Genomic DNA, 25,502 nt, shown 5'->3' on the forward strand with positions numbered 1-25,502 from the left:
CCGACCTCATGACCCAGACGCGCCTCCACTTCACCACCTCGAAGGACGAGGCCGAGCGCATTTTTGCCAGCCTCGAAACCGCCTTCGAGGACGATGGCTGGCCGATTGCCGTTCTGGAAATCGATGAGGATCGAGATATCCACGAGGTTTCACTCTATGCCGATGGCGACATCGACCAGGCCGAGACCCGCCTGCGCGCTGTGTTGTCATCCCTCTCCGCCGATCCCGAAATCGGGCGTGAGGAACTGCCCGACATCGACTGGGTCACCCGTTCGCTCGAAGGGCTGCAGCCGGTGCGTGCCGGCCGCTTTTTCGTTCATGGCGCGCATGACCGGGACCAGCGCCAGGAAGGCGACATCGCCATCGAGATCGAGGCCGGCCTCGCTTTCGGCACCGGCCACCACGGCACCACCGCCGGCTGCCTCGAAATGCTGGAACAGGTGGTGGCTTCCGAACAGCCCGCCAACGCGCTCGATCTTGGAACCGGAAGCGCGGTTCTGGCGATTGCGCTGGCAAAGCTGTCCGCCATCCCGGTTCTGGCCACCGACATCGATCCGGTCGCAACGGAAGTCGCGGCAGAGAACGTGAAGCTCAACGGCGTCGCCGGTCATGTCGATGCCGTGACGGCGACGGGGTTCGATCATCCGGTATTCGCCGAGCGCGGCCCCTTCGCGCTGATCGTCGCCAACATTCTGGCCGGACCGCTGATCGAAATCGCCCCGCAGATGGCCGCACATGTGCGCCCCGGCGGCTCGCTGGTCCTGTCCGGCATTCTCGACCGCCAGCATGACGCCGTGGTGGAAGCCTATGTGGCTGCGCGCTTTGCCCACATCACCACGCTGCACCGCGAAGGTTGGGTCACCATCCATCTCAAGCCTGCGGCCTGATCAGGCCTGCCCTGCCCGCTGGCGCATTGTCAGCATGGCGCGGGAGGGCTAGGTTCCGGCAAGTTTCATTTCCGGGAATTCCTGACATGTTCCAGTCGTTCGATTCGTCCAGCGATCCCTCGCTTGCCTCGCCGCGTGTTGCCGCCCTTCGCGCATGGCTGGCCGAAAACGGCATCGACGGCTTTCTGGTGCCCCGCGCCGACGAGCATCAGGGCGAATATGTGCCGGCGCGCGCTGCCCGTCTGAAATGGCTGACCGGCTTTTCCGGCTCTGCCGGCGTGGCATTGGTGCTGGCCGACAGCGCCGTCATCTTCGTAGATGGCCGCTACACCCTGCAGGTGCGCAAGGAAACCGATCCGGCCATTTTCAGCTATGACAGCCTCGTCGACAATCCGCCGGCGAAATGGATCGGCCCGAACCTGAAATCCGGCACCCGTCTCGGCTTCGACCCGTGGCTGCACACCACCGGCGAGATCGATACGCTGAAGGCGGCGGCAAAGAAGGCCGGCGTCGAGCTGGTGCCGCTGGAAACGAACCCGGTCGATGCCGTCTGGGAGGACCAGCCGGCAGCGCCCGTTACCCCGGTGGAAATCCAGCCCCTCGCCTTCGCCGGCGAACTGGCGAAGGACAAGCTGGTGCGGCTGGCGGCGGCCATCGAGGCCGACGGCGCAACGCATGCCGTTCTCACCGACCCCTCCTCCATCGCCTGGGCCTTCAATATCCGCGGCAACGACGTGCCACACACGCCGCTGGCGCTCGGCTTCGCCATTCTGGCGGCGGACGGCTCGCACCAGTTGTTCATGGACAAGGCGAAATTCTCGCGCGAAGTCGAGGCCTATCTCACCCAGCTTGCCGAACCGCACCAGCCCGTGGACTTCGAGCCGGCAATCGCTGAACTCGCCGGCAAGGGCGCGCGCATCGCGCTCGATCCTGTGCTGGCGGCAGAGAAGCTGCGCATGGTGATCGAGGCCAATGGCGGCACGGTGGTCGCGGCCACCGATCCGGCCCGCATTCCGCGCGCCACCAAGAACAGCGCCGAGCTGGAAGGCAGCCGCGCCGCCCATCGCCGCGACGGGGCTGCGGTTGCGCGCATGCTGTGCTGGCTGGATAGCCAGAAGCCGGGCGCGACTGACGAGATCAGGGCCGTCAAGGCGCTGGAAAATTTCCGCCGGCAGGCGGGCGAGGAAACGCAGATGCCGCTGCGCGAGGTGTCCTTCGAGACCATCTCCGGCTCAGGCCCGAACGGCGCCGTCATTCACTATCGCGTCTCGCACGCCACCAACCGCAAGCTCGGTGACGGCGAGCTGTTCCTGCTCGATTCCGGCGCGCAATATCAGGATGGCACCACCGACATCACCCGCACCGTTCCCATCGGAACCCCCACCGAGGAAATGCGCCAGCGCTACACGCTGGTGCTGAAGGGCATGATCGGCATTTCCGTCCTGCGCTTTCCAGCCGGTACACGTGGCGCTGACATCGATGCCATCGCCCGCATGGCGCTGTGGACGCATGGCCTCGACTACGCCCACGGCACCGGCCATGGCGTCGGCTCCTATCTCGCCGTGCATGAGGGACCGCAGCGCATCGCCAAGACCGGCATGGAGAAGCTGCGCGAAGGCATGATCCTTTCCAACGAGCCCGGCTACTACAAGGAAGGCGCCTACGGCATCCGCCTTGAAAACCTGATTGTGGTCGAAAAGGCCGCTGAGATCGAAGGCGGCGACGTCGCCATGCACAGCTTCGAGACGCTGACGCTCGCCCCCTTCGACAGGCGCATGATCGTTTCCGATTTGCTTTCAACCGAAGAACGCAACTGGCTCGACGCCTATCATGCCCGCGTGCTGTCCGAGATCGGCCCGATGGTCGATGGTGAAGCGCTGGCGTGGCTGGAACAGGCCTGCGCGCCGCTCGACTGAACCTCAGGCCATGAAATGGCGGGCAAGAAGCAGCACGGCCGCGCCCGCTATGAACATGCTGAGCAGTCCGCCGCGCAAGGCCACCAGCCCCGCAATGATCAGCGCCAGCCATTCGGCCGGGCCAGCGGTCAGCACGGCAGGCGCCACCAGCGTGGTGAGCACCGCCGCCGGAACGGCGTTGAGGCCTGCCTCGACGCGCGGTGGAATGCGTTCCAGCCGCGAAATCACCAGATGCCCGCCGATGCGCGTCAGATAGGTGGCGATACCGCCGGCCAAAATCACCCAGAAAGTGGTGCTCATGCCTGATTCTCCACGGGTTGTGCCGGCGTTACGTCAATGCCGCTGCGCGACGGCGGCAGGATGGCGGCAAGGGCGACACCCGCAATTGCGCCCAGCAACACGTGCCATGGCGAACCGACGAAGCGAAACGCTATGATCGAAGCCACGGCGCTGACCGCCACCACCGGCAGCCAGAGCGGCCGCTTGCGGAAATCCATCATCAGGCCGAGGAAATAGATCGGCAGCAGAAAATCCGCGCCGATGGCGCTGGTGTCGGGAATGAGCCTGCCGAAGATTGCGCCGAGCACCGACATCCCGACCCAGACCAGATAGCCGGTGAAACCCGCACCCATATAGCATGCGAAGGTGAGCTTGCGCCCTCTGTGCATCTGGCTTTCAGCCAGCGCATATTGCGCGTCGGTCAGCAGGAAAAAGGCGATGGCCTGCTGAGTGCGCGGCCAGCCGGCCATGTGGCGACCGAAGGCCGCCGAATACAGCACATGACGAAAATTCACGGCAAAAATGGAGAAAGCGATCAGCCATGGCGCAACCTTCTGGCCAAACAGCTCGATACCGACCATCTGGCTGGCCCCGCCGAAAACGCCGGCACTCATGAAGAATGCTTCGAAAACCGAAAGGCCATTTTCCACGGCAAGCGCCCCGAACAGCAAGCCGAAGGGCGACACCGCGATACAGACCGGAAGCCCGAAGCGTACGCCGTACAGATATTCGCTCACAATCGAGCGTTCGCCTGCCGCCTGTCCTGCCATGGACCTCTCCCGGAAAAAGATTCTATCTATTTAGCCAGCCGCGTGCTGTCACATGAATTCGCTTGAGCCAGCAGATCAGCAAAACTGGATGACGGGCGGGAATATTATTCCTTGCCCACACGTGCGAACCACGCATCCTCGTCGATCACTTCGATGCCGAGTTCCGATGCCTGCTTGAGCTTGGAGCCGGCACCCGGCCCGGCTACCACCAGATCGGTTTTCTTCGACACGGAACCCGCAACCTTGGCGCCAAGCTTTTCGGCCATCGCCTTGGCCTCGTCGCGCGACATCTTCTCCAGCGCTCCGGTGAACACAACCGTCTTGCCGGCAACCGGCGAATCCGTCGTGCCGACCGGCTCCTCGTCCACCGGCGTCACCTCTTTCAGAAGCGCGTCGAGCACCTGCCGGTTGTGATCCTCGTTGAAGAACTCAACCACCGCACCGGCAACGATGGAGCCGATGCCGTTGATGTTGTTCAGTTCCTGCCAGGCGGCATTGCCGGGATCGCCCTTGCCCTCGGGCATCACAGCTTCCTCGGCCAGCTTGCGGAACGCCTCGAATGACAGGAAATGGCGGGCGAAGCGCTTCGCATTGGTCTCGCCCACATGGCGGATGCCCAGCGCGAACAGGAAGCGGGAAAACTCCACCCGCCGGCGCTCATCTATGGCCGCGAACAGCTTCTTCACCGAAACGGCGCCAAAACCGTCGACATTTTCCAGCTTGGTCAGCGAATCGCGCTGGCGCTCCTTCAGCGTGAAAATATCGGCGGGCGAACGCACCTGAAGGGCCGGATCATCCGACTGGAAGAAGAACTCGATCTGCTTTTCGCCCAGCCCCTCGATGTCGAAGGCGTTGCGCGACACGAAATGGCGCAGGCGCTCCACTGCCTGCGCAGGGCAGATCAGGCCGCCGGTGCAACGGCGTACCACCTCCCCTTCCTCGCGCACGGCATGGCTGCCGCAGGCGGGGCATGTGTGCGGGAACTCATAAGGAACCGCATCGGCTGGACGCTTCTCCAGCACCACGTCGACGATCTGCGGAATGACGTCGCCGGCCCGCTGGATGATCACCGTATCGCCGATGCGAATGTCGCGGCCCTCGCGGATCGGCTGGCCACTGTTGCCGATGCCCCGGATGTAATCCTCGTTGTGCATGGTAGCATTGGTGACGACCACGCCGCCCACCGTCACCGGCTCCAGCCGCGCCACCGGCGTCATCGCGCCCGTGCGGCCGACCTGAATGTCGATGCCGTTCAGCACCGTCATCGCTTTCTCGGCGGCAAACTTGTGCGCGGTCGCCCAGCGCGGGCTGCGCGAGCGGAAGCCCAGCCGCTCCTGAAGATCGAGCCGGTCGACCTTGTAGACGACACCGTCGATGTCATAGGGGATTTCAGCGCGTTCCGCCTCGATGCGGTGGTAATGCTCCAGCATCGCCTCGACCGTATCGCAGCGCGTCATCAGGCTGTTGACCTGAAAGCCCCACTCGCCAAAGCGCTTCACGACTTCATATTGCGTTTCGCCAAGCGGCGCGGAGGCATCCCCCCATGCATAGGCGAAGAAGCGCAACGGGCGCTGGCGCGTCACCTCCGGGTCGAGCTGGCGCAGGCTGCCGGCGGCGGAATTGCGCGGATTGGCGAAGACGCGGCCGGTTTCGGCCATGCGCTGGTTGAGCGCGAAGAAATCGTCACGGCGCATATAGACTTCGCCGCGCACCTCCACCACCTCAGGCGCATCCGCCGGCAGCGTTTCGGGAATCTCGGCGATGGTGCGGATATTGGCCGTCACATTCTCGCCGGTGGTGCCGTCGCCGCGCGTCGCCGCCGTCACCAGCCGCCGGTTCTCATAGCGCAGCGACATCGAAAGCCCGTCGATCTTGGGCTCGGCGGTGAACACCAGTTCACGATCCGCCGGAAGGGCCAGGAAGCGCCGCACGCTGGTCACGAAATCGCGCACGTCCTCATCCGAAAACACATTGTCGAGCGACAGCATCGGCACGGCATGGACCACTTTGCCGAACACGCCGGAAGGCGCGGTGCCGACCTTCAGCGAGGGCGAATCCTCGCGCACCAGCTCGGGAAAGCGCGCCTCAATGCTGGCATTGCGGATGCGCAGCGCATCATAGTCGGCATCGGAAACCGTCGGCGCGTCTTCCGCGTAATAGCGCCTGTCGTGCCCGGCGATCTCCTTCGCCAGCCGTTCCAGCTCGGCAGCGGCCTCGCTCTCGGTAAGCAGATCGACGGGTTTCTCGGACATGGCGGAATCTCTCATGGGCGGCAGGTTGACCTGCGCGAAGATGATGTATGTAGCGCGCGCAAAGCCGAACGGAAACAGGCGCATGCGCCTCTCTCCTGAATCATCTTGTCAGTTGTGGACAGACAGGTTCGGCCCGGAGCATCCGACCGGAAAGTGGACTCCGGTTTTGGTTGTTCCGTTATCGGTTCAATAATTCAGATCGCCGCCGCCGTGTTCTCGCGCAGAAGCCGCTCCGCCGCCGCCCTCGCCTCGTCGGTGATGGTCGCACCGGCCAGCATGCGGGCGATCTCCTCCTGCCGGGCATCGATGTCCATGGCGACGATGCCGGTGGCGACACGGTCCGCTCCACCCGACTTGGAGATCAGGAAATGGGTGGAGGCGCGCGCCGCGACCTGCGGGGCATGGGTGACGGAAAGCACCTGCACGCCGCCCTTCGCCAACCGGGCAAGACGCTGGCCGATGGCATCGGCCACCGCACCGCCCACGCCCGTGTCGATTTCGTCGAACACCAGCGTCGGCGCGGAACCACGATCTGCCAGCGCCACCTTGAGCGCCAGAAGGAAGCGCGACAGCTCGCCGCCCGAGGCCACCTTCATCATCGGGCCGGGGCGCGTGCCGGGGTTGGTGCGTACCCAGAACTCGATCTGGTCGATGCCCTCTTCCATGCGATTGTCGGGCTCGCTCGACATTTCCACGATGAATTCGGCCCGTTCCAACTTAAGCTCGGGCAGTTCGGCCATCACCGCGTCGCGCAGCCCTCTGGCAGCGGCCTGTCGAAGATCGGAAAGGTGCGCAGCGCTCTGATCATAAAGGTCGCGCGCCTGCTTCGCCTGCTGCACCAGAACCCCCAGCCGCTCTTCGCCGGCATCGAGGTCCGCCAGATCAGCAGACATTGTGTCACGCAGCCGGGCCAGATCATCGACCTGCACATTGTGCTTGCGCCCCGCTGCCCTGAGCGCGAACAGCCGCTCCTCGGCCTGCTCCAGCCGCTGCGGATCGTATTCCGTGGCGCGCAGGGCCGCCTCGACCCCGGATTGCGCGGCATCGAGGGAAAGCATCGCCTCATCCAGCGACGTCACCACATCGTCGAGCAGACCCGGAACCTCCGCCGCCTTGCGTTGCAGGCGGCGCAGCAGGCTTGCCAGTTGCGGCAGGGGCGAGGACGGACCGGACAGAACGTCCTGCGCATCACTGATCTCGGAAGCGATCTTTTCCGCGCGCATCATATCCGTGCGCAGGGCTGCCAGCTCGCTTTCCTCGCCGGGCTGCGGATCAAGCTGCACGAGTTCGGCGACGGCGGCCCTCAGATAATCCGCCTCGCGGGCAGCCGCCTCCACGCGCGCCTTGTGCCGCGAAAGCTCCTGCTCGGCACCGCGCCACACGCGCCAGGCTTCCGCCGTCTCGCGCACGGCGCTGGCATGGCCACCAAAGGCGTCGAGCACTTCACGATGGGCGCTGGCGTCGACCAGCGCGCGCTCGTCGTGCTGGCCGTGGATTTCCACCAGCGCATGGCCGATGGTGCGCATCAGCGCCACGCTGGCCGGCTGATCGTTGACGAAGACGCGCGTGCGCCCGTCCGCCGTCTGGATACGGCGCAGGATGATGTCGCCATCATCGTCTATGGCATTTTCGGAAAGAATGTCGCGCGCGGGATGGTTGCGCGGAACGTCGAACACCGCCGTCACCTGACCCTGCGCGGCACCATGGCGCACCAGCGAGGCATCGCCGCGCGCGCCGAGCGCAAGGGAAAGCGAATCGAGCAGGATCGACTTGCCGGCACCAGTCTCGCCCGTCAGCACGGAGAGACCGCAAGCAAAGTCTATGTCCAGCTTCTCGATCAGAACGATATCGCGGATCGACAGTCTGGAGAGCATGGCAGCCTTCAGCCGGTAATCAGCTTCCCGGCCTTGGATATCCACGAGCCGGCATTCTCACGCGGTGTCAGCCCGCCGCTCTGCAGCAGCTTGTAGGAATCCTTGTACCACTGGCTGCTCGGATAGTTCTGGCCGAGAACAGCGGCTGCGGTCTGCGCCTCGTCGGTCAGGCCCATCGCATAATAGGCCTCGACCAGACGCGCCAGCGCCTCTTCGATATGACGGGTGTTGGAATACTGCTCGACCACGGTGCGGAAGCGCTTGATCGATGCCAGATATTCGCGCCGCTCCAGATAATAGCGGCCGACCTGCATCTCCTTGCCGGCGAGCTGGTCGTTGGCGAAGCGGATCTTGGTGCGGGCATCTTCCGCATATTGTGAATCGGGCCAGCGGTTGACCAGTTCCTGCATGGTCTGCACGGTCTGGCGCGCTTCCTTCTGATCCTGTGTCACGTCGCGGATCTGGCGGAAATAGCTCAGGCCGGCGATATAGACGGCATAATCGGCGTCCTCTGACGTCGGGTAGAGATTGAGGTATCTCTGCGACATCTGGATGGCGTCGTCATACTTACCCTGCCGGTAATTGGTGAAGGCGCCCATCACCATCGCCTTGCGGGCATATTCCGAATAGGGATGCTGGCGGTCGACGGCGGCGAATTTCTTGGCGGCTTCGCCGAGGCGTCCGGCATTGAGGTTGGCGAGGCCCTGATTGTAGAGCACGTCCGCAGGTTCGGTCTGCTCCACATAGGTCGAAAGGTCGAGATCCTTGCCCGAGGCCGAGCAGCCGGCAAGAACCATCGGCGCGACGGCAACCGACAAAGCCAGGACAACCCACCCCAGGGGACCCTTCGCTGGTGCCATCGATCGATCAGCCCGTGTGAACATCATGATTGGGATTCGCCCTTTCGGCACCGTTTCCTCGGTCAGCGTGCAGCCATAGACCATAACAGCCACGCGCGGCAACGCTATCCGCCGCCAATCGCACATTTTTGTGGCAAGCGTCGCTCTTCCCGGCATATGCGGGAAAAATACCTTCGTGAAAAGATCTGGTATCGGAACCGCTCAAGCGCTCAGATCATCCAGGGCGCGAAAACCGGGCCGCTGACGGCGCTGATCTCCGCGATACGGCCGCGTTCATACCGCGTGGTTTCGACGATCTCATAGGCGCTGCGGTCCGAAAGCAGCCGTCGCAGAGCGGCCGCGTTCAGCCTGTGCCCACCGCGATAGGAGCGGAAGCAGCCGATGAAGCGCGCGCCGGCCAGCGCCAGATCGCCCATGGCATCCAGCGTCTTGTGACGCACGAACTCATCGGGATAGCGCAGGCCGCCCATGTTGATGACGCGGTTGTCGTGGCCGATGACCACGGAATTCTCCAGCGAAGAGCCAAGCGCATAGCCGGCGGCCCACAGGCGCTCGACATCCTTGAGGAAACCGAAGGTGCGCGCCCGCGCCACTTCGTTGCGAAACGATTCGCCGTTCAGATCGATCGCGAACTGCTGGCGGCCAATGGCCGGGCTCTCGAAATCGATCTCGACCTCGAAGCGCGTTCCCGTGTGAGGGCGGAATTCCGCCCATGACGCCCCGTTCTCGATGCGGACGTCCCTGAGTACGCGGATGAAGCGGCGCTTCACGGCCTGGGTCTCGATTCCGATCCGGTCGATGGCTTCCACGAACACCGCGGCACTGCCGTCGAGAATGGGAACTTCATTGCCTTCCACCTCGATGACGAGGTTGTCGAGGCCCACGCCGAGAACAGCCGCCATCAGATGCTCGACGGTCGCGACATGCGCGCCGTCGGGGTTGCCGATCATGGTGGAGAGGTCGGTCGCGCCGACCTCGGAAACCAGAGCGCGCAACTCCTTGCCGGGCTCGCGCCCGTCGACAAAATGGAAGATGATGCCCGTGTCGGGATCGGAGGGAGCGAACGTCACCGAAACCGGCTTGCCGCTGTGAACGCCTGTGCCTGCAAGGGTCACGCGCGATTTTATGGTGGTCTGATAATCGTTCAAAACGATCCCCGTATGCCCGCTCGTTCCGTTGGCTTCCAACTACCGGTCAACGGCGTTTCAGATACGGCAAGAAGGCAATTCCCCCAACCTGCAGGCCGCGCAAACTATGCTGCCGGCGAAGATAGTGACGCGCCCCACTTCATCCAAATCACGCTTTTTTACCCCATGTAACAGCCAGCGTCATCCGCAGATGCGCGATAAATGCCTGTTTTTGCGGGACATCAACAGGAAAGAAAACAGCAGAAAGGGGCAGCCCGTTTCCCGGCTGCCCCTTTGAAATCATGGCGATGTTGCGGCGGTCAGTTGGCCTGACGGCGCAGGAAGGCCGGAATCTCCAGCTGGTCGTCATCATGCGCAGCACGCGGCTGGGCGACAAGGCGACCCTGATCGTCGAGCTGGCCACGGCGCGGCGCGTAGAGCTGCGAATCATGGCTCGGCGCCCGGCGCACTTCCGGAGCCGCCTGACGCAGCTTCGGCTCGCGCGGCTGTGCCGGCTGCAGACGGGCAGCAGGCTCCTCCTCGCGGCGCGTCAGACCATTGGTCAGGCGCTTCAGGAGACCCATCGGCCCACGCTCTTCATGGTCAACCGGGTTCTTCTTCGCTTCCACTTCCGCACGCACGACCGGCGGGAAATCCTCAACCCGCGGCATGCGCTGCGGAGCGGGCTGATGGTGCATCTCGCGCGGCTGCGGAGCAGGCTGCGGCGCAGGCTGCATCTGCAGGGCTGCCTGCTGGGTCACGACCGGCTGCTGGAATGGCTGAACAGGCTGGTGGGGCTGTGGCTGCTGGAAGAGCTGGCTTTGGGGGCGAAAGCCATCCGCACTCTGACCCGCATTGTGGGACCCGGCATTGTGAGACAGGGCTGCGGCGTTCTGCTCGGCCATCTGGAATGCTTCGGCAACCGGATCGGCAGCACGCGGTTCCTGAACAGGAGCCGGCTGCGGCGCGGGCTGGACAGGACGGGCCTCGGCAGCGGGGCGAATGACCGGCTTCGGCGGCTGCGCCGGACGAATGGCGATCGGAGCCGCAGCAATGTCCTCGGCCGACTTGTCGATGCCGGTGGCGACGACCGACACGCGGATGACGCCTTCCAGCTCTTCGTCGAAAGTGGCGCCCAGGATGATGTTGGCGTCCTGATCGACTTCCTCGCGGATGCGGGTTGCGGCCTCGTCCACCTCGAACAGGGTCAGATCCCTGCCGCCGGTGATCGAGATCAGCAGGCCCTTGGCGCCGCGCATGGAGGTCTCGTCGAGCAGCGGGTTGGCAATTGCCGCCTCGGCAGCAGCCATCGCGCGGCCCTCGCCGGAAGCCTCGCCAGTGCCCATCATGGCTTTGCCCATCTCGCGCATCACCGAGCGAACGTCGGCGAAGTCGAGGTTGATCAGGCCTTCCTTGACCATCAGATCGGTGATGCAGGCAACGCCCGAGTAGAGCACCTGGTCAGCCATGGCGAAGGCATCGGCGAAGGTGGTCTTGTCATTGGCCAGACGGAACAGGTTCTGGTTCGGAATGACGATCAGCGTGTCGACGGACTTCTGCAGCTCCTCGATGCCGAGGTCTGCCGTCTTCATGCGGCGCTGACCCTCGAAGTGGAACGGCTTGGTGACGACGCCGACCGTCAGGATGCCCTTTTCGCGGGCAGCGCGGGCGACGACGGGGGCCGCACCCGTGCCGGTGCCGCCGCCCATGCCGGCGGTGACGAAGCACATATGCGTGTGGGACAGATGGTCGTTGATCTCGTCGATGCACTCTTCAGCGGCAGCGCGACCGACCTCGGGCTGCGAGCCCGCGCCCAGACCTTCGGTGACATGCGCGCCCAGCTGAATGAGACGCTCGGCCTTCGACATGGTCAGCGCCTGAGCATCGGTGTTCGCCACCACGAACTCGACGCCGCGCAGGCCTGAGGTGATCATGTTGTTGACAGCATTGCCGCCGCCGCCGCCGACACCAAACACGGTGATGCGGGGCTTCAGCTCGGTGATGTCCGGCTTTTGAAGATTGATTGCCATTGTCCTCGTCCTTTTGCCTTTCCCGCCGCTTCGCCGTAGCGGCCGTGTATGGGGCTGTCCCCGTCAAACTCTAGAAACTGTCTCTCAACCACTGACTTACGCGATACAGGCGCCCGTCGGTGCCGGTCATCTTGAAACCGGCAATCCCCTTCGACGGACGGCTTTCGAAATTCGCCACCTGCGGATAGATCAGAAGTCCAACCACGGTGGAGAATGCCGGCCCCTTGGCTGCCTCCGGCAGCCCCGCAACGCCCAGAGGGCGCCCGGCGCGCACATTCCGTCCAAGAATGCGGCGCGCCGCTTCCGGGAGGCCCGCCAGCTGGCTGGCTCCACCCGTCAAAACGATTCGCTTGCCGATGGCGCTGCCATAGCCTGATTTGCTGATGCGGTCGCGCAGCATTTCGAGCGTTTCCTCGACCCGCGCGCGGATGATGCGCGTCATCACCGAGCGCGGAATCTGCATGGGCGCACCATGGTCGTCGCCGATCGGATGAATGGTGACCAGATCGCGGTCGTCGGCACTGCCGGGCAGCGCCGAACCGTGCATGACCTTGAGCCGCTCCGCCGCCTCGATGGTGGTGGAAAGGCCCTTGGCCAGATCCAGCGTCACATGGTTGCCGCCGACCGGAATGGCGTCGCCATGCACGAAATTGCCTTCCGAGAAGATCGAGATGGTGGTGGTGCCGCCGCCCATGTCGATGCACGCCGCGCCCATTTCCAGCTCGTCGTCCACCAGCGCGGCAAGGCCGCTTGCATAAGGCGTCGCCACCATGCGCTCGACCGAAAGATGCGAACGGTTGATGGCCAGCTCGATGTTGCGCAGGGGCGCTGCATCGCCGGTCAGCACATGCATGTCCACGCCCAGCGTGTCGCCGACCATGCCGCGCGGATCGCGCACGCCGCGTTCCGCGTCCAGCGAGAAGCCGACGGGCAGCGAATGCACAACTTCGCGCTCGGATCTCAGCGCCTGCCGCGCGCCGGCGGCCAGCACGCGCTTGATGTCGCTTTCGTCCACCTCATGACCGCCGAGATTGACGGTGGCGGAGAAGATATCGCTCTTCAGGCGACCTGCGGTCATGTTCACGATCAGCGAGTCGACCGTCAGCCCCGCCATGCGCTCGGCCGAATCCACGGCGAGCCGGATGGCATGCTCGGCACGCTCCAGATCGATGACCACGCCGGACTTCATGCCCTGCGACTTCTGATGACCGATGCCGATGACCTGAATGCGGTGGGTGCGCCCACGCAGCAGATTGCCATCCTCGCAAGGCTTCAGCTTCGCGACGACGCAGCAGACCTTGCTGGAGCCGACATCGAGAACAGTCAGGATGCCTGAACGCCGCGACGAAGCATCGCCATTTTTACGCAGCCAGTTCATATGCTGCTCCCCGCCTTGCGCGCGCCGCCCTTGGCACCTTTCAGTGCCGCCAGACGCGCGCTGGAAGCATCCGGAGAAAGCTCGAGAGCAACCCTGTCGGAGATGCGCAGATCGACCGCCACGATATCGCGTCCGAGCAGACCCTGCTCGCGATCCATCAGGGCAAGCCGTTCAAGCGCAGTGTCGACATCAAGCTCGGGAAGCTTAACCTTCACACCATTGTCGAGATAGAGATCCCAGCGGCGCTCGCCGATGCGCACATAGCCCTTCACACGACCAGCCAGTTCGGGAACCTGCGCGATCCGCGCAACCAGCGACGGAGCGTTCTCAGGCGCGCCCATGCCGACGATCAGCGGCAGCGCCGCCAGACGTCCGCCGGTGAATGGCGCAATCACCCGTCCCGATTTTTCGATGACGCTCAGCGACTGGCCCTGCTGCCAGATCGCGAATGGCTCACGCTCATCGATCCGCACTTCCAGCGTGTTCGGATACACCTTGCGAACGGTCGCATGCTGAACCCATGGCAGAGCGGAGATGCGCTCGCGCGCATCGATCACATCGAGACCCACCAGCGCAGTCCAGCCATTGAGGTCGAGGCGGTCGAGAATATCGATTTCCGACGTATGCTGATTGCCCACAACCCTGATCTGATCGACGGCAAAACCGGTGCGGGCGGTCACGCCCTGCACGAAATCATCAAGCTGGCCGCCGATATAGGCGCCATAGGTCGCGCTGGACGACAGCAGCGCAACGGAAAGGATCGTAGCGGCAAAGCGCGGCACCGTATAGGCACCCTCGCCCAGCCTCGAAAACACGCGCAGAGGACGGCGCAGCCAGCGCGGCAACACGGGACGAGCGAGCGGCGACAGGCCCGCCAGCCTTCCCTCAACCATCCGTCCCGACCTCAACGAAGACACGAAGCGTCCTCCACCATCCAACTCAACAGATCGCCGAACGAATGCCCTGCGTGCGCGGCGATCTCAGGCACCAGAGACGTCGGCGTCATGCCCGGCTGAGTGTTAACCTCCAGCCAGACGATCTCTCCATTTTCGGAATGGCGATCGTCGTAACGAAAGTCAGACCGGGACACGCCCCGGCAGCCGATTGCTTGATGAGCCTTAAGCGCCAGTGTCTGTATTTTTTGGTAAATATTCGGTGAAATTTTTGCCGGAGTTTCGTGTTTTGAGCCGCCGGGCACATATTTGGAATCATAATCGTAGAAGGCGTGGCCGGTCGGAATGATTTCACACACCCCAAGCGCCACATCGCCCATCACAGCGCAGGTCAGCTCCCGGCCATACACATAGCGCTCGACCATGACAGCCTCGCCGTAATTCCATTCGGGCGACGAGACGATCTGCGGCGGATGCGACTGATCCTCCCTGACAATCACCACACCGAAACTGGAACCCTCAGCCACCGGCTTCACCACATAGGGCGGCACCATCGGATGCTCGCCACCAATATCAAAGCGATTGATGACCTTTGATTCCGCTACCGGAATACCGGCGGCACGGGCAACCCTCTTGGCCTGCTCCTTGTTCATCGCCAGAGCGGAAGCCAGCACGCCGGAGTGGGTGTAAGGGATCTCCAGATATTCAAGCACACCCTGAATGAGGCCATCCTCGCCATAAGGGCCGTGCAGCGCATTGAAGGCGACATCCGGCTTCAGTTCAGCCAGCACCGCACCGACATCGCGACCCACATCGACACGCGTGACCCTGTAGCCTTCCGCCTCAAGCGCATCGGCGCACGCATTGCCCGACGAAATGGAAACCGGCCTCTCGGACGAGAATCCCCCCATCAGAACAGCAACGTGCTTTTTGGTCATATCCCGTCATCCCCTCGGCGGGCTTCCATCTCTGTTTCCCGACTCAGAATCCGAGCCCGCACCGCGACCCACCGGGGATCGCGACCTACGCGCCGAACGACTCAAATCAGGAAACGCTTAAGGCCAAAGAATCAGAGAGTTGATTCCGTGACAAGCCCTTAGGATTCCAAGAGATTCAATTTCATCAAATTTGAATGAAAATTTACCCTTGTGAGTCCTCAGAGCAACTGTCCGAGGAACTCCTGAACTTCCTGCCCAGGACGGAATGCACCCAGACGGCGAATTTCCCAGTGCAGGCATATGCCGGAATTTTCCAGAACGCGCGCGCGCACCGTCTCACCGAGCGTTTCGAGGTCGTAACCGGTGGCCAGCCCGGTGTTGATCATGAAGTTGCAGTGCATGGGCGACATCTGCGCCCCGCCGATCATCAGGCCGCGGCATCCCGCCTTGTCGATTTCCTTCCAGGCCGAAGTGCCTTCGGGATTCTTGAAGGTGGAACCGCCGGTCTTTTCGCGGATCGGCTGCACCGTCTCGCGATGATGCTGCACCTCGTCCATCGCCGCGCGGATCACATCCTTGTCCTCGGCATAGCCTTCCATGACGACGGAGGTGAAGATCAGATCTTTCGGGGCCGAGCAATGCCGGTAGGCATAGCCCATGTCGGCATTTGAAAGCATATGGACCTCGCCCTTGCGGTCGAGCGCCCTTACCTCCACCACGCGCTCGCGCGTCTCGACGCCATTGGCGCCGGCGTTCATGCGCAGCGCCCCGCCGATGGCGCCGGGAATGCCGTGATAGAAATGAAAACCGCCGATGCCGGCTTCCAGCGCAGCTGCCGCTGCCCGCTTGTCGGGCAGTGCCGTACCGATGCGCAGGCGTGTCGGCGACATCGTCTCGACGTCGCCGAAACCCTTGGCCGAAAGCCGGACCACGAAGCCTGCAAGCCCGCCATCGCGCACCAGCAGGTTCGAGCCGACGCCAACCACCATCACCGGAACCTCTTCCGGCACCGCCTTCAGGAAAGCAGCCAGGTCTTCCTCGTCGGCCGGCTGGAACAGGGCGTCAGCCGGTCCGCCGGCGCGGAACCATGTAACCTTGTCCATGCCGGCGTCGGGGGTCATGCGGCCACGCAGGCCCGAAAGCCGGTCGCCCAGACTGTCGAGAAGTGCCTGGCCCCTGCTCATTTTGCGTCCCCGCTCAGTTCGCGCGGCAGAGCATAGGCCCATTGCGTGATGTTGCCGGCACCGAGAAACACGACGAAATCGCCCGGCTTCGCCAGTTCGCGCACCAGGGGCGCCACGGCTGCCGCATCGGCGATATGGCGGGCATCGCGATGGCCGCCCGCGCGCATCTTCGACACCAGCGCCTCGCTGGAAACGCCATCGATCGCATCCTCGCCCGCCGCATAGACGGGCGCCACCATGACCGTGTCGGCATCGTTGAAGCACACTGCGAAATCGTCGAACAGATCGCGCAGGCGCGTGAAACGGTGCGGCTGGGCAATGGCAATGACACGCCCCTGCGTGGCGTCGCGCGCCGCCTTCAGCACCGCCTTGATCTCCACCGGATGGTGGCCGTAATCGTCGAAAATCTCGACGCCGTTCCACGAACCCGTATGGGTAAAGCGCCGCTTCACGCCGCCGAACGACGACAGGCCCTTCCGGATCGCTTCAGCAGTCAGGCCAAGCTCATGGGCAACGGCAATCGCCGCCGTGGCGTTTGAAACATTGTGGCGGCCGGGCATCGGCAGGCGAAGGTCACTGATCACGAGCTGCTCGCCGCTCTTGCGGTTGCGGATGGCGACATCGAACACCGACACCGCGCCGTCCATGCGATGGTTGGTGAAGCGCACATCGGCCTGCGCGTTCTCGCCATAGGTGATGACGCGACGGTCGCCAATGCGGCTGACCAGCGCCTGCACTTCCGGATGATCGATGCACATCACGCCGAAGCCGTAGAACGGCACGTTCTCGACGAACTGGCGGAAGGCATCGCGCACCTTGTCGAAGCTGCCATAGTGGTCGAGATGCTCGGGATCGATATTGGTGATGACGGCGATGTCGGCCGGCAGCTTGAGGAAGGTGCCGTCGCTCTCGTCGGCCTCCACCACCATCCATTCGCCGTCGCCCATGCGCGCATTGGTGCCATAGGCGTTGATGATGCCGCCATTGATGACGGTCGGATCGAGCCCGCCGGCTTCCAGGAGCGTCGCCACCATGGAGGTGGTCGTCGTCTTGCCATGCGTGCCGCCGATGGCGATGGCATTGCGGAAGCGCATCAGCTCGGCCAGCATCTCGGCCCGGCGCACAACCGGCAGCAGCTTCTCACGCGCCGCCACAATCTCGGGATTGCTGTTGCGGATCGCGGTCGAAACCACGACCACCTCGGCCTCTCCAAGGTTTTCAGCGCGGTGCCCGACGAAGCACTCGATGCCCTTCTCGCGCAGGCGCTGGACATTGGCGCTGTCGTTCTGGTCGGAGCCCTGCACGTGATAGCCGAGATTGTGCAGCGCTTCGGCTATGCCGCTCATGCCGATGCCGCCTATGCCGATGAAATGCACGAGGCCAATCGTCTGCGGCATCTTCATGCTTGAATTTCCTTCCTGAACGCGTCGGGTGATTTGCCCGACGCAATAGCCTCTGTCAGATCGGCGAGCAAGGTTGCGGCATTCGGACGGCCAGCCGAACGCGCTGCCGCAGCCATTGCCTTCAGCCGTTCCGGCTCGCTCATCAGCCCGCCGATCAGCTCCGCCAGACGCCCGGCATCGAGCGAGGATTGCGGATGCACCTCCGCGCCGCCAGCACCTGCAAGGGCCGCTGCATTGGCCGCCTGATCGTGATCGAGTGCATAGGGATAAGGCACCAGCAAAGCCGGCCTGCCGATCACCGCGACTTCCGAGACAGTGGAAGCGCCCGAGCGCGAAATGACGAGATGCGCCCGCGTCATGCGCTCGGCCATGTCGGTGAAGAAGGGCGCGATGTCGGCCGGCACGCCGAGTTCGGCATAAGCCTGCGCCACCCGCTCCGCATCGTCCTTGCGCGCCTGCTGGGTCACGACGAGGCGTTTGCGCAGAGGCTCGGGCAGCAGCGCGACAGCAGCCGGAATGGCATCGGAAAAGAACTGCGCGCCCTGGCTTCCGCCGAACACCAGCAGATGGAACGGCTCATTCTCGCCCGGCACGCTATAAGGCACCTTCGCCGCCTCGATGACGGCTGGCCGCACCGGATTTCCGGTGGTGATCGTCTTACGCCCGGCAGCACTGGCGTCCTCCGGCAGGAAGCCCCCGGCAATCGCCGTCACCCGCGCCGCCAGCGCCCGGTTGGCGCGGCCCATCACCGCGTTCTGCTCATGGATCAGCGTCGGCCGGCCGCGCCGCGTCGCTGCATAGAGCGGCGGCAGGGTCGGATAGCCGCCGAAGCCGACGACCGCCGCCGGCTTCACCCGCGCGATCACCCCGGAAGCGACGCGCACGCCGCGCCACAGCTTGAAAAACGTCTTCGCCAGCGCCAGCGGATTTTTGGAACCGATGGTGGCGGAGGGAATCGGATGAATGGCATCGGCCGGAAACTGCCCGGCAAAACGCTGGGCGCGGTCGTCGGTCGCCAGATGCACCTGCCAGCCACGCGCCTTCAGCTCATGCGCCAGCGCCTCGGCCGGAAACAGATGGCCGCCGGTGCCCCCGGCAGCCAGAAGAATGGTGCCCTTTGACATTATTCCGCCGGCAGGATCGAGCTGGAGAAGCCATAGGCGAGCGGCTTGCGCTTCTGCGGCTTGCGCCGGGTCAGCGCCAGCACCATGCCCATGGAAACGGCGATGGCTATCTGCGAGGAGCCTCCATAGGAGATGAAGGGCAGCGTCATGCCCTTGGCCGGCATCAGCTGCAGGTTCACGCACATATTGATGACCGACTGCAGGCCGAACACCGTCACCAGCCCGCCGATTGCGTAGCGGGTGAAGTCATCATGCTCCTTCAGCGACACCGAAAGGCCGCGCAGCACGATGAAAGCGAAGATGGCGGCGATCACCATGCAGGTGATCAGGCCGAATTCCTCGCCGGCGACGGCGAACACGAAGTCCGCATGGCTGTCGGGAATGAGGCGCTTGATGGTGCCCTCGCCCGGCCCCAGCCCCAGCCAGCCGCCATTGACCAGCGCTTCATGACCCATATCGACCTGAAATGTGTCGCCCTCCCCGGTCAGGAAGCGATCGATACGGCCGGCAACGTGCGGGAAGATTTCATAGGCGGCGAACAGGCCGGCAACGCCAAGGCCGCCAAGCGCGATGATCCACACCCACGACAGGCCGGCCATGAAGAACATCACGCCCCATGTGCCGACCACCAGCAGCGTCTGCCCCATGTCAGGCTGCGCCAGAAGCAGCGCCAGAACGAGGCCGAGCAGGATCATGGCGAACAGATTGCCGGGGATTTCCGGCTGGCGCTTGTGCTCGGCGAACAGCCACGCGCAGATAACCACGAAGGCGGGCTTGAGAAATTCAGACGGCTGGATCGACATGCCGGCGAAGGAGAGCCAGCGCCTTGCGCCCTTCACCTCGACGCCTATGTAAAGCACCGCCACCATCATCACCAGCATCAGACACAATATGCCGAGCGCCAGACGCCTGATCTGGCGGGCATTCAGGAACGACACGGCAAGCATCACCCCAAGTGCGGGAATGCTGAAGATGATCTGGCGGGTGGCGAAATGGAATGAATCGAGGCCGATGCGCTCCGCCACCGCCGGGCTGGCGGCAAAGGACAGAACGATGCCAAGGCCAAGCAGCGACAGGAACGCGGCAAGGAACCAGCGGTCGATGGTCCACCACCAGTTGGAAATCGGGCTGGTATCGAGACGGCTCTGCATTATCGTGTCCCTCCGATGGGCTCGATGCCATCAATCGCATACACGGCTTGCCTGAAGGCTTCGCCGCGCAATTCGAAATTCCTGAACTGGTCGAAGCTGGCGCAGGCGGGCGACAGAAGCACCACGGCCTCGCCCGCCCCGCTGGCTGCGGCATCGGCCGCTGCATGTTCCACCGCCGCTGCAAGGGTGCCGGAAATCTCATAAGGAACCGCTTCGCCCAGCGTCGCGGAAAAAGCGGGTGCCGCCTCGCCGATCAGATAGGCTTTGGCGATGCGCGGGAACAGGCCCCTCAACGAACCGATGCCGCCTTCCTTGGGCAGGCCGCCGGCGATCCAGTAGATGTGCTCGAAGCTCGACAGCGCCGGTGCCGCCGCTTCCGCATTGGTCGCCTTGGAATCGTTGACGAACAGCACATATCCCCTGCGGCCCACCTGCTCCATGCGGTGAGCCAGTCCCGGAAAGCTCCGGAAACCGTCCTGTATTTCCTCAGCCGTCAGGCCGGCGCTGAGACAGGCGGCAAGGGCTGCAAGCGCGTTCTGGGCATTGTGCTGGCCGCGCAGCGAGCCGATGCCGTCCAGCGAGGCAATGCGGGTGCGGCGGCCGTCCGCCGCTTCGATCAGGTCGCTTCCTTCAGCGAAATAGCCGTCGCTCAGCGGCAGGCGCTTGGAGATGCGCACCACCTTCGCCCCGGCCCGCTCCAGCCGCTCCGCGATCTGCACGCAGAAACTGTCATCGACACCGATGATGGCCGTGTCGCTGCCCGCCACCAGCCGTTCCTTGATTTCGGCGTAGTGCTGCATGGTGCCGTGACGGTCGAGATGGTCCGGCGTCAGATTGAGCAATATGCCAGCGCTCGGGTTGAGCGAGGGCGCAAGATCGATCTGGTAGGAGGAACACTCCACCACGTAATGCCTTGAAGGCAGCGGCGGGTCGAGCGTCATCACCGCGCGGCCGATATTGCCGCCCATCTGCGTGTCGCGTCCGGCCGATTTCAGGATATGCGAAATCAGCGCCGTCGTCGTCGACTTGCCGTTGGTGCCTGTGATGGCGATGAACGGCGCATCAGGCGCATGGGCGTTGCGTTCGCGCACGAACAGCTCGATGTCGCCGATGACCTCGACGCCGGTCGCACGCGCCAGTTCCACGCTCCAGTGCGGCTTGGGATGGGTCAGCGGCACGCCCGGCGACAGCACGAAAGCGGCAAGGCGCGACCAGTCGATGCCGCGCAGATCGACGGTGACGATGCCTTCCGCCTGCGCCTTCTCCACGCTTTGCGGATTGTCGTCCCACGCCAGCACCTCGGCCTCGCCGGCGACCAGCGCATGCGCCGTCGCCAGTCCGGAGCCGCCAAGCCCGAAGAGCGCTACCTGCCTGCCTGCGAAGGAACTGGCCGCAATCATCTGGCGCCTACCGCAGCTTGAGGGTCGAGAGCCCGATGAGGGCGAGAATGACGGCGATGATCCAGAAGCGGATCACCACCTGGCTCTCGGTCCAGCCGAGCTTTTCGAAATGGTGATGAATCGGCGCCATCAGGAAGACGCGCTTGCCGGTCATCTTGAAATAACCGACCTGAATGATGACCGACAGGATCTCGACCACGAACAGGCCGCCGATGATGGCCAGCACGATCTCGTGCTTGGTGGCGACCGCGATGGTGCCGATCAGGCCACCCATGGCGAGCGAGCCGGTGTCGCCCATGAAAATGGCCGCCGGCGGCGCGTTGAACCACAGGAAGCCGAGCCCTGCCCCGATCACCGCACCCAGAATGACGGCCAGTTCACCCGTGCCGGGCACGAAGTGGATCTGCAGATAATCGGCGAAGATGGCGTTGCCCGACAGATAGGCGATGACGCCGAAGGACGCGGCCGCGATCATGATCGGCACGATGGCGAGGCCGTCGAGTCCGTCGGTGATGTTGACGGCATTGCCTGCCCCCACCACCACGAAGGCGGCGAAGGGAATGAAGAACCAGCCGAGATTGATGATGAATTCCTTGGCGAAGGGGAAGGTCAGCGAGGAGGAGAACGGCTCCTGCCCGTAATGCATGATCACCCAGGCGGCGATGCCGGCGATCAGGAATTCAAAGGTCAGGCGCGCCTTGCCGGAAAAGCCGAGATGCGACTGCTTCGTCACCTTCAGATAGTCGTCATAGAAGCCGATGGCGCCGAAACCCAGCGTCACCAGCAGCACCACCCACACATAGACGCTGGAAAGGTTGGCCCACAGAAGCGAGGAGACGACGATGCCAGTCAGGATCATCAGGCCGCCCATGGTGGGCGTGCCTGCCTTCTTGAAATGGGTCTGCGGCCCGTCGGCACGGATCGGCTGACCCTTGCCCTGCCGCAGACGAAGCGAATCGATGATGGCCGGACCAAAGATGAAGACGATCAGGGCCGAGGTGATCAGCGCGCCGCCGGTACGGAAAGTGATGTAACGGAAAACGTTGAAGACCGTGATCCGGTCCGCGAATTCCACGAGCAGCGTCAGCATACTTATCGTCCCCAGAGGCCCTCAGGCCCGTTCATCAATGGCCGGCGTGAGCCGGAAATCTGTTCAGCAGCGCGGTAACGATCCTTGAGAAGCCGATCCCCTTCGACGACTTCACCATGATCACGTCATCCGGCTGCACCGTGTCGATGAGCAGCCGCCCGAGATCCTCGGCCTCGTCGCGATGGACGACGGCGACGTCGCTCGGCAGCACCTCCGCCAGCGCCTTCATGTGCGGCCCGCCGAGCAGCACATGGCTGATGCCGGTGCCGACGATCAGTTCGGACAGGTCTGCGTGCAGCTTCTCGGAATGCGCGCCCAGTTCCAGCATGTCGCCGAGCACCGCGATGCGGCGGCCGTCGCCCTCCAGCGGCGTGGCGTCGAGCAGATCGAGCGCCGCCTTCATGGAAGCCGGATTGGCGTTGTAGCTCTCGTCGATCAGCGTGAAGGAACCGCCGCCATGGGCAAGCACATGGCGCTGGCCGCGGCCTTCCGGTGCAGGCAGGGTGCCAAGCGCCAGCGCCACGCGGTCGATGTCTGCGCCCACAAGGTCGGCAGCCCCAAGAACCGCCAGCGCGTTCTGCACCATGTGGCGGCCGGGCGCGCCGATGCGCGCCACCACCTCGCGACGCCCGATACGGGCGGTCATGGTCGAATGGTCGGCATTAAGAACGCAGTTGATCAGCCGGTAGGTCGAGCGCTGATGCTCGCCGAAGCCCAGCACATGCTCGACGCCGGCCTCACGCGCCAGCTTGCCCAGCATGTTGGCGCGCGGGTCGTCGCGATTGAGAAGTGCCGCTCCACCCGGCTCGATGCCTTCGAAAATCTCGGCCTTGGCTTCCGCGATCTCGTCGAGGTCGCGGAAGAAGCCGAGATGGGCAGCAGCCACCAGCGTGATCAGCGCCACATGCGGGCGCACCATCTTCACCAGCGGGCGGATTTCACCCGGATGGTTCATGCCGATTTCGAAAACGGCATATTCGGTATCTTCCGGCAGGCGGGCCAGCGTCAGCGGCACGCCCCAGTGATTGTTGAACGACTTGTCGGACGCATGCACGGAGCCGACCGAGCCCAGCACATGGCGCAGCGCCTCCTTGGTGGTCGTCTTGCCGACAGAGCCGGTCACCGCGATCACCTTGCCGCGCGAGCGGACGCGGGCGGCCATCGCCAGCTTTTCCAGCGCCGCCAGCACGTCGGGAACGACGATCATCGGCGCGGTCAGGCGGCCGAGCGCGGGCAGCTTGCCTTCGGCGACGATCAGAACGGCAGCGCCCGCCTTGATTGCAGCCGTGGCGAAATCATGCCCGTCCATCGTCTCGCCCCTGATGGCGAAGAAGGCGTCGCCAGCCTGGAGCGTACGGGTATCGATGGATATGCCGTGAATGCCCGCCGGCATGTTGCCGAGCGGACGCCCGCCCATGGCGTCGATCAGCGCTTCGGCGGTCCAGAGATAGCTCATTGCGCAACCTCCTTCAGCGCCATGCGCACCTCGTCATGGTCTGAAAACGGCAGCGTCTCGGCTCCAACGGTCTGCCCTTCCTCATGGCCCTTGCCGGCCACGATCAGCGTATCGCCCGCCCGCAGCATGGCCACCGCCTCGTGGATCGCCTTGCGGCGGTCGCCGATCTCGATGGCGCCCGGCGCCGCCGCCATGATGGCGGCGCGGATCTCGGCCGGCACTTCGGTGCGCGGATTGTCGTCGGTGACGATCGTCACATCGGCCAGCCGCGTGGCGATCTCGCCCATGATCGGACGCTTGCCGCGATCGCGGTCACCGCCGCAGCCGAACACAACAATCACCCGCCCGGTGGTGAAGGGACGCACGGAGGCCAGAACGTTCTCCAGCGCATCCGGCTTGTGGGCATAATCGACATAGACCGGCGCGCCGGCGGCGGTCGCACCCACCAGATCGAGGCGGCCCGGCGCACCTTTCAGCTTCTCCAGCGCGGCCATCGCCGCCGGAGCCGATGTGCCGGTGGAAATGGCGAGGCCGGCGGAAACCAGCGCATTGGCGATCTGGAAATCGCCGGCCAGCGGCAGGTCGATCTCATAGATGTCGCCGTCATGGACGATCTCGGCGCGCTGCTTCGCACGCTCATGTTCGACACGGTTGAGCTTGAGGAAATCGCCCTTGCGGCCAACGGTCAACACATGATTTCCGGCCGCCCTTGCCGCGTCGATGGTCGCCTGCGACCACGGATCGTCGGCGAAGATGACGGCCGGCGCGCCTTGCGGCAGCAGGCCGCGGAACAGGCGCAGCTTGGCCGCGTGATAGTCCTCCACCGTGGGGTGATAATCCATATGGTCGCGGCCGAGATTGGTGAAGGCGGCAGCGGCAAGGCGCACGCCGTCCAGCCGGTGCTGGTCGAGCCCGTGGCTGGAAGCCTCCATCGCGGCATGGCTGACGCCTTCGCCGGCCAGTTCGGCAAGCAGCTTGTGCAGCGCGACCGGATCCGGCGTGGTCAGCGAGCCATATTCGTTGCGGCCGGGCGCCACCACGCCGGTGGTGCCGATGGAGGCCGCGGCAAAGCCGGCATGCTCCCAGATCTGACGGGTGAAGGCGGCAACGGAGGTCTTGCCGCTGGTGCCGGTCACGGCAACCATGGTCTGCGGTTGCGCGCCGTAAAATTTCGCGGCAGCCAGCGCCAGCGCGCGGCGCGGATCATCCACCTCGATCACCGGCACGGACAGCCCGCCGTTCGTACGGCCCTTCGCAGCCACCACCGCGATCGCACCGCGGCTGGCGGCGTCAGCAGCGAAATTTGCGCCATCGGCCTTCGCGCCCGCGAGCGCGAAAAACAGCATGCCGGGCCGGATGGCACGCGAGTCCGACGACAGGCCGGCAATCTCCGTATCGGAGGGAAACGCCTCGTGGAGAGGCACTATGCCGGTCAGATCATCGGGTCTCATATATCTACGCTCACCTCTTCAGACTGCGCGGGATTGCAG

Annotated in this window: 20 protein-coding genes; 2 read left to right on the plus strand and 18 right to left on the minus strand. The window is 64.2% G+C overall.

Translation table 11 applies throughout. The annotated features are described in order from the left end of the window. Positions 1-8 precede the first annotated feature (8 nt). Both AC5XE7_RS14260 and AC5XE7_RS14265 read left to right on the plus strand, forming a co-directional pair. Positions 9-887, plus strand: coding sequence for a 50S ribosomal protein L11 methyltransferase (locus tag AC5XE7_RS14260; protein WP_495366540.1), 879 nt, complete (start codon positions 9-11; stop codon positions 885-887). Positions 888-973: 86 nt separating this feature from the next. Next, positions 974-2,803 carry an aminopeptidase P family protein gene (locus AC5XE7_RS14265; RefSeq protein ID WP_495366539.1) on the plus strand — a complete coding sequence of 610 codons (1,830 nt, stop codon included), beginning with the start codon at positions 974-976 and terminating at the stop codon, positions 2,801-2,803. Between the two features lie 3 nt (positions 2,804-2,806). On the opposite strand, the gene AC5XE7_RS14270 is transcribed toward AC5XE7_RS14265, so the two are convergent. The 18 genes from AC5XE7_RS14270 to AC5XE7_RS14355 form a co-directional block, all read right to left on the minus strand. Continuing rightward, positions 2,807-3,103 carry an AzlD family protein gene (locus tag AC5XE7_RS14270; protein WP_495366538.1) on the minus strand — a complete coding sequence of 99 codons (297 nt, stop codon included), beginning with the start codon at positions 3,101-3,103 and terminating at the stop codon, positions 2,807-2,809. Beyond that, complete coding sequence (locus AC5XE7_RS14275; RefSeq protein WP_495366537.1) at positions 3,100-3,852, minus strand: AzlC family ABC transporter permease; 753 nt, start codon at positions 3,850-3,852, stop codon at positions 3,100-3,102. Before AC5XE7_RS14275 ends, AC5XE7_RS14270 begins: the two co-directional genes overlap by 4 nt. A 104-nt stretch (positions 3,853-3,956) precedes the next feature. Beyond that, positions 3,957-6,104 (minus strand): NAD-dependent DNA ligase LigA, encoded by a 2,148-nt coding sequence (ligA, locus tag AC5XE7_RS14280; protein ID WP_495366589.1) that lies wholly within the window; start codon positions 6,102-6,104, stop codon positions 3,957-3,959. A gap of 194 nt (positions 6,105-6,298) precedes the next feature. Further along, positions 6,299-7,978 carry a DNA repair protein RecN gene (recN, locus tag AC5XE7_RS14285; RefSeq protein WP_495366588.1) on the minus strand — a complete coding sequence of 560 codons (1,680 nt, stop codon included), beginning with the start codon at positions 7,976-7,978 and terminating at the stop codon, positions 6,299-6,301. Between the two features lie 8 nt (positions 7,979-7,986). After that, positions 7,987-8,838: an outer membrane protein assembly factor BamD gene (locus tag AC5XE7_RS14290; protein ID WP_495366536.1), complete on the minus strand. Its 852-nt coding sequence runs from the start codon at positions 8,836-8,838 to the stop codon at positions 7,987-7,989. 209 nt (positions 8,839-9,047) lie between these two features. Further along, positions 9,048-9,986 (minus strand): UDP-3-O-acyl-N-acetylglucosamine deacetylase, encoded by a 939-nt coding sequence (gene lpxC, locus AC5XE7_RS14295; RefSeq protein WP_495366535.1) that lies wholly within the window; start codon positions 9,984-9,986, stop codon positions 9,048-9,050. 299 nt (positions 9,987-10,285) lie between these two features. Next, entirely contained in the window at positions 10,286-11,995 is a 1,710-nt protein-coding gene (gene ftsZ, locus AC5XE7_RS14300) for a cell division protein FtsZ (protein WP_495366534.1), read from the minus strand. 70 nt (positions 11,996-12,065) lie between these two features. Then, on the minus strand, positions 12,066-13,373 hold the full coding sequence (gene ftsA / locus AC5XE7_RS14305; protein ID WP_495366533.1) for a cell division protein FtsA: 1,308 nt from the start codon (positions 13,371-13,373) through the stop codon (positions 12,066-12,068). After that, positions 13,370-14,266, minus strand: a complete 897-nt coding sequence (locus AC5XE7_RS14310; RefSeq protein WP_495366587.1) for a cell division protein FtsQ/DivIB — start codon at positions 14,264-14,266, stop codon at positions 13,370-13,372. Before AC5XE7_RS14310 ends, ftsA begins: the two co-directional genes overlap by 4 nt. An 11-nt stretch (positions 14,267-14,277) precedes the next feature. Further along, the gene (locus AC5XE7_RS14315; RefSeq protein ID WP_495366532.1) at positions 14,278-15,204 is read right to left on the minus strand and encodes a D-alanine--D-alanine ligase; all 927 of its coding nucleotides are present in this window, start codon (positions 15,202-15,204) and stop codon (positions 14,278-14,280) included. Between the two features lie 218 nt (positions 15,205-15,422). Beyond that, positions 15,423-16,388, minus strand: coding sequence for a UDP-N-acetylmuramate dehydrogenase (murB, locus tag AC5XE7_RS14320; protein WP_495366531.1), 966 nt, complete (start codon positions 16,386-16,388; stop codon positions 15,423-15,425). Beyond that, complete coding sequence (murC, locus tag AC5XE7_RS14325; protein WP_495366530.1) at positions 16,385-17,791, minus strand: UDP-N-acetylmuramate--L-alanine ligase; 1,407 nt, start codon at positions 17,789-17,791, stop codon at positions 16,385-16,387. The genes murB and murC overlap by 4 nt, the downstream gene beginning before the upstream one ends. Beyond that, positions 17,788-18,915 carry an undecaprenyldiphospho-muramoylpentapeptide beta-N-acetylglucosaminyltransferase gene (gene murG, locus AC5XE7_RS14330; RefSeq protein ID WP_495366529.1) on the minus strand — a complete coding sequence of 376 codons (1,128 nt, stop codon included), beginning with the start codon at positions 18,913-18,915 and terminating at the stop codon, positions 17,788-17,790. Before murG ends, murC begins: the two co-directional genes overlap by 4 nt. Further along, a complete protein-coding gene (gene ftsW, locus AC5XE7_RS14335) occupies positions 18,915-20,066 on the minus strand; it encodes a putative lipid II flippase FtsW (protein ID WP_280197769.1) in 1,152 nt (383 codons plus the stop codon). The genes murG and ftsW overlap by 1 nt, the downstream gene beginning before the upstream one ends. After that, positions 20,066-21,466 carry a UDP-N-acetylmuramoyl-L-alanine--D-glutamate ligase gene (gene murD / locus AC5XE7_RS14340; RefSeq protein ID WP_495366528.1) on the minus strand — a complete coding sequence of 467 codons (1,401 nt, stop codon included), beginning with the start codon at positions 21,464-21,466 and terminating at the stop codon, positions 20,066-20,068. The genes ftsW and murD overlap by 1 nt, the downstream gene beginning before the upstream one ends. Positions 21,467-21,473: 7 nt before the next feature. Then, the gene (gene mraY / locus AC5XE7_RS14345; RefSeq protein ID WP_183831133.1) at positions 21,474-22,556 is read right to left on the minus strand and encodes a phospho-N-acetylmuramoyl-pentapeptide-transferase; all 1,083 of its coding nucleotides are present in this window, start codon (positions 22,554-22,556) and stop codon (positions 21,474-21,476) included. A 34-nt stretch (positions 22,557-22,590) separates the two neighbouring features. Further along, positions 22,591-24,012, minus strand: a complete 1,422-nt coding sequence (locus tag AC5XE7_RS14350; protein WP_495366527.1) for a UDP-N-acetylmuramoylalanyl-D-glutamyl-2,6-diaminopimelate--D-alanyl-D-alanine ligase — start codon at positions 24,010-24,012, stop codon at positions 22,591-22,593. Beyond that, positions 24,009-25,463 (minus strand): UDP-N-acetylmuramoyl-L-alanyl-D-glutamate--2,6-diaminopimelate ligase, encoded by a 1,455-nt coding sequence (locus AC5XE7_RS14355; protein ID WP_495366526.1) that lies wholly within the window; start codon positions 25,461-25,463, stop codon positions 24,009-24,011. Before AC5XE7_RS14355 ends, AC5XE7_RS14350 begins: the two co-directional genes overlap by 4 nt. Positions 25,464-25,502: the final 39 nt, after the last annotated feature.

Source organism: Aquamicrobium sp. YD-1-mutant5 (assembly GCF_059509755.1).

Excerpts from the sequence above, each read along its gene's own strand:
- AC5XE7_RS14265 (WP_495366539.1), top strand. The coding sequence starts at position 974 with ATGTTCCAGTCGTTCGATTCGTCCAGCGATCCCTCGCTTGCCTCGCCG.
- AC5XE7_RS14275 (WP_495366537.1), bottom strand. The coding sequence starts at position 3,852 with ATGGCAGGACAGGCGGCAGGCGAACGCTCGATTGTGAGCGAATATCTG.
- ligA (WP_495366589.1), bottom strand. The coding sequence starts at position 6,104 with ATGTCCGAGAAACCCGTCGATCTGCTTACCGAGAGCGAGGCCGCTGCC.
- murD (WP_495366528.1), bottom strand. The coding sequence starts at position 21,466 with ATGATTGCGGCCAGTTCCTTCGCAGGCAGGCAGGTAGCGCTCTTCGGG.
- ftsA (WP_495366533.1), bottom strand. The coding sequence starts at position 13,373 with ATGAACTGGCTGCGTAAAAATGGCGATGCTTCGTCGCGGCGTTCAGGC.
- AC5XE7_RS14290 (WP_495366536.1), bottom strand. The coding sequence starts at position 8,838 with ATGGCACCAGCGAAGGGTCCCCTGGGGTGGGTTGTCCTGGCTTTGTCG.
- murG (WP_495366529.1), bottom strand. The coding sequence starts at position 18,915 with ATGTCAAAGGGCACCATTCTTCTGGCTGCCGGGGGCACCGGCGGCCAT.
- recN (WP_495366588.1), bottom strand. The coding sequence starts at position 7,978 with ATGCTCTCCAGACTGTCGATCCGCGATATCGTTCTGATCGAGAAGCTG.
- AC5XE7_RS14315 (WP_495366532.1), bottom strand. The coding sequence starts at position 15,204 with ATGACCAAAAAGCACGTTGCTGTTCTGATGGGGGGATTCTCGTCCGAG.
- mraY (WP_183831133.1), bottom strand. The coding sequence starts at position 22,556 with ATGCTGACGCTGCTCGTGGAATTCGCGGACCGGATCACGGTCTTCAAC.
- ftsZ (WP_495366534.1), bottom strand. The coding sequence starts at position 11,995 with ATGGCAATCAATCTTCAAAAGCCGGACATCACCGAGCTGAAGCCCCGC.
- ftsW (WP_280197769.1), bottom strand. The coding sequence starts at position 20,066 with ATGCAGAGCCGTCTCGATACCAGCCCGATTTCCAACTGGTGGTGGACC.
- AC5XE7_RS14355 (WP_495366526.1), bottom strand. The coding sequence starts at position 25,463 with ATGAGACCCGATGATCTGACCGGCATAGTGCCTCTCCACGAGGCGTTT.
- AC5XE7_RS14350 (WP_495366527.1), bottom strand. The coding sequence starts at position 24,012 with ATGAGCTATCTCTGGACCGCCGAAGCGCTGATCGACGCCATGGGCGGG.
- AC5XE7_RS14270 (WP_495366538.1), bottom strand. The coding sequence starts at position 3,103 with ATGAGCACCACTTTCTGGGTGATTTTGGCCGGCGGTATCGCCACCTAT.
- AC5XE7_RS14310 (WP_495366587.1), bottom strand. The coding sequence starts at position 14,266 with ATGGTTGAGGGAAGGCTGGCGGGCCTGTCGCCGCTCGCTCGTCCCGTG.
- murB (WP_495366531.1), bottom strand. The coding sequence starts at position 16,388 with ATGAGCAGGGGCCAGGCACTTCTCGACAGTCTGGGCGACCGGCTTTCG.
- AC5XE7_RS14260 (WP_495366540.1), top strand. The coding sequence starts at position 9 with ATGACCCAGACGCGCCTCCACTTCACCACCTCGAAGGACGAGGCCGAG.
- murC (WP_495366530.1), bottom strand. The coding sequence starts at position 17,791 with ATGAAGATGCCGCAGACGATTGGCCTCGTGCATTTCATCGGCATAGGC.